The organism is Lactobacillus taiwanensis DSM 21401 (genome assembly GCF_001436695.1).
Classification (GTDB): Bacteria; Bacillota; Bacilli; order Lactobacillales; family Lactobacillaceae; genus Lactobacillus; species Lactobacillus taiwanensis.
Genome location: NZ_AYZG01000023.1, coordinates 53603 through 57674 on the forward strand (window position 1 = coordinate 53603; position 4072 = coordinate 57674).

Annotated in this window: 3 protein-coding genes; 2 read left to right on the forward strand and 1 reads right to left on the reverse strand. The window is 32.8% G+C overall.

All coding sequences use genetic code 11. The features are described from left to right. The first annotated feature begins 27 nt into the window (after positions 1-27). The gene (locus tag FD18_RS04600) at positions 28-1644 is read left to right on the forward strand and encodes a bifunctional aspartate transaminase/aspartate 4-decarboxylase (RefSeq protein ID WP_057718842.1); all 1617 of its coding nucleotides are present in this window, start codon (positions 28-30) and stop codon (positions 1642-1644) included. A 25-nt stretch (positions 1645-1669) separates the two neighbouring features. After that, entirely contained in the window at positions 1670-3328 is a 1659-nt protein-coding gene (gene aspT / locus FD18_RS04605; protein ID WP_057718846.1) for an aspartate-alanine antiporter, read from the forward strand. Between the two features lie 446 nt (positions 3329-3774). Here aspT and FD18_RS04610 read toward each other — a convergent pair. Continuing rightward, on the reverse strand, positions 3775-4072 hold a 298-nt coding region (locus FD18_RS04610; RefSeq protein ID WP_157053605.1), incomplete at its 5' end, for an IS30 family transposase.

Below are 4072 nucleotides of genomic sequence, written 5' to 3' on the forward strand. Positions count from 1 at the left end.
CTTATTGTTTTTGAAAAGGAGAGAATTATGAATAACTTTAGTAATCAAGATGAGAAAGAGTTGGAGAAGCTAGGAGCTTTTGAAATAAGCAGAAAAATGCTTGCTTTAGCTCAAAAAAATGAGCAAAGTAATATTTTCTTAAATGCTGGTCGAGGAAATCCAAATTGGATACAAACTATTTCTCGTTTGGCATTTGCACGATTAGTACAATTTGGTGTATATGATTCAAAGCAAACCATTGATAATGGCATAATGGCTGGTTATATGCCAACAGAAGGAATTAGAGAAAGATTATTTGCATTTTTAGATCCAGATAAAAATGAAGAAGATCAATTCCTAGTTGATGCCGTAAATTATTGTCACGATACTTTGAAGCTAGATCGTGACGATGTTGTAGCTGAATGGGTAAACGGAGTAATTGGAAATGATTATCCAGTTCCTGACAGATGTTTGAAGAATACGCAAGTGATAATTAATCATTATCTTCAAGGTCTATCATATGAAGGCGTAGATTTGGAGAATGAAACGCAACTATTTCCAACTGAGGGTGCCACTGCAGCAATTGTTTATGCATTTCATTCTTTATCAGAAAATCATTTGTTGAATAAAGGAGATAAAATTGCTATTAATACTCCAATTTTTACTCCATATTTGAGAATCCCTGAATTGAATGATTATGACTTAGTCGAAGTAGACTTGCATTCATATGAAAAGAACAACTGGGAAATTAATCCAAAAGAAATTGAAAAATTAGCAGATCCATCAGTAAAAGCATTCATTGTCGTTAATCCAACCAATCCTACTTCAAAAGAATTTGATGAAACTGCTTTAACTGCGATTAAGCAAGCTACTACTAAGAATCCAGATCTAATGATTATTAGTGATGAAGTATATGGTGCTTTTGTTCCTCACTTTAAGAGTATTTACAGTGTTGTTCCATACAATACTATGTTAGTTTACTCATATTCGAAATTATATGGTTGTACAGGTTGGAGACTAGGAGTTATTGGCTTAAACGATGAAAACGTCTTTGATCATAATATTTCTAAGTTAGATGCTGCAGATAAAGCTGAATTAAATAAACGTTATGGCAGCAATGTCTTAGATCCTGCGAAGATGAAATTCATTGACCGTTTAGTAGCTGATAGTAGATCAATCGGTTTATATCACACAGCTGGGTTGTCAACTCCACAACAAATTATGGAAAGCCTATTCTCCTTAAGACATATGTTAACGACTACAAATGGTGGAACTAGTGATCCATATATTGAAATTGCTAGAAAATTAGTTGATAAAAGATACCAAGATTTGCATAAAGCTATGGGTGCTCCAGAAGATAACACGGATACTAATACTCACTATTATTCATTAATTGACGTATATAGATTAGCTGAAAAGACTTATGGAAAAGAATTTAGAGATTACTTAGCTGATGATTTCCAACAAGTTGACTTCCTATTGAGATTAGCTGAAAAGAACGGTGTTGTCTTAGTTGATGGTGTTGGTTTTGGAGCAAAACCAGGTGAGTTAAGAGTATCTCAAGCCAACTTGCCAACTAATGACTACGCAGTAATTGGTAAACAAGTATTAGATGTGTTGAAAGATTACTACAAAGAATTTGAAGATAAAAACAGTAAGAAGTAAAAGAGGTAGATGAGAAAAAATGAATGTGTGGCATTCAATATGTAAATTTGTATTAACAAATCCATCAGTAGCTATCTTTCTTACCTTAGGACTAGGTTATCTACTTGGTAGGTTTCATATTAAGAGCTTTAAACTTGGTGCTACTGTCGGAGTTTTGTTGGTAGGCTTAGTTATTGGCCAAATGGGCAAGTTTCAAATTGCTCCAGTTGTTAAAAACTTATTCTTTGACCTCTTTATCTTTACGATTGGATATGAAGTCGGACCAGTATTTATTAATAGCTTTAAGAAAAAAGGTATTAAGTTTATTATCCAAAGCGTTATCTTTTCAGTAATTGCTTTTGGAGTCGCTTTTGGTTTCTTTAAAGTATTTCATGTTAAATTTGGTGAAGCGGGTGGTATTATTGCCGGCGCTTTAACTCAATCAGCATGTATTGGAACAGCTAATTCTGCAATTGAAGCCTTACATATATCTTCTGCAGCTAAACAAGCAGCTATGTCTCAAGTTGCAATTGCGTATGCGTTGACCTATGTGTTTGGTACTGTTGGAGTTTTGATCTTTTTAAAGAATATTGCTCCTGCAATTCTTCACGTTAACTTGAAAGAAGCTACTAAGAAATATATTGAGACGAACCATATTAAGTCGCAAACACAAGGTGTTAAGCTTTCTTCTAATATTCGAATCAGAGCGTTTGAAATTACAAAAGATTCTGAGTTAGTTGGAAAAAGTGTTCAAGCTTTTGATCAGGCTAATGATGGTCTAGTTATTGAAGAGATTTATAGAAATAAGCAACCTTTAACTAGCTCTAAAATCATTTTAAAGCCAACTGATGTAATAATTGTTGTTGGTAATATAAAGAGTTTTGCTTCATTTAGTAACTCTCACACTGCACTTAAAGAAATTGATGTAAATAATTATCCTATTCAATTAAAGAAAGCCACTGTACTACTAACTAAAGAATATTCATATAATACTTTAGAAAAATTCCTAGCTAATGGTGTTTTAATTGATAGTGCACAACATGATGGTAAAAATATAGAGGATTATACCAAGTTAACTACAGGTGACCACGTAACACTTGTTGGTCCAGCAAATTATCTTAAAAACAATATTAAACTTATTGGATATGTTAAAGCCGCTGGAACTAAGACTGATGTAAGCTTTATGTCAATCGGTATTTTCTTAGGTATCTTATTAGGTGCCATTGTTATTACAATTCATAAAATTCCTTTGACTCTTGGTGGAGGCGGAGGTGCCTTATTTGCTGGTCTATATTTTGGTTGGCTCCAAGAAAGACATCCAAATACAGGAGTTATCCCGCCTTCAACAGCCTGGTTATTAAAGAGTTTAGGCTTGAACCTATTTATTGGTGTTGTAGGTCTTGAAGCTGGTAGCGGATTTGTTACTGCTTTAAAGGAAATGGGTTGGTTAGTATTTGTAATTGGGGTATTTGTATCAATTTTGCCTCACTTCTTTACTTTACTTATTAGTAAATTTCTTTTAAAGATGGACATTGTTGATAATATTGGGTCACTTTGTGGCTCAGGAACTATTACTGCGGCTTTGAATGCTGTAAATGCAGAAACTGACTCTACTGTTTTTGCATTAAGTTATACACCAACTTATGCCTTAGGAAATATTTTCTTGACAGTTATGGCTCCTTTAGTTGTAGCCTTACTAGCATAAAATTGATTGATAAGAAATTAGAACAAGAAAAATATTTGATATTTTATAAATTAAGGAGGTGATAAATTTTTTAGAATTTTAACCATAGTTACTATTTTTTGAAAATACTCGACTCTTAAAGTCCCTATATGGTAAATAGGGTAAAAGTAGCAAAAGATATTATCATTTGTTGCTTACATATTTAATCTCAGAGATCTATTTACTTATAATGAAATAGATATGTAAATTGATTTTCTATAGAGTTCATACGCTTTAAGCATGTTTATTCTTGATGATTCAGCTGTAAAGCCGTCTTCCGTATCATTCAAGAGTATTTAATTCAGTGGGTATGGACTTTTAGAGAAAATCCAAAAATGAAATAACTCCAAATTCTTTTTTCGAATTTGGGGTTATTTTGTATAAATTATTTTTTCTGTAAATTGCAATAATAAATTGAACACTTTTAGTTAAGCTACTTGATAGATTAGATCTAATTCTCTTTCAAAGATTTCATCTGGTGTATGATAGGACAATATCTTTCTTGGCAAAGAATTGCACCAGGTTTCAATATCAATGATGTCTTGTAAAGAATAGTTAGCTATTGCTTCTACCTTAGGAATAAATCTGCGAATGAGTCCATTATGTCTTTCAACGGTTCCTTTGTCACAAGAAGTGTAAGGATGGGCATAGTAAAACAGTGTATTGGATGCTTTTTCTAGGTTGGAAAGATCTGCAAACTCTGAGCCATTATCAGTGGTAATGGTT

What these genes read in the sequence shown, in the direction of transcription:
- FD18_RS04600 (WP_057718842.1), top strand. Translation starts at nt 28, where the DNA reads ATGAATAACTTTAGTAATCAAGATGAGAAAGAGTTGGAGAAGCTAGGA.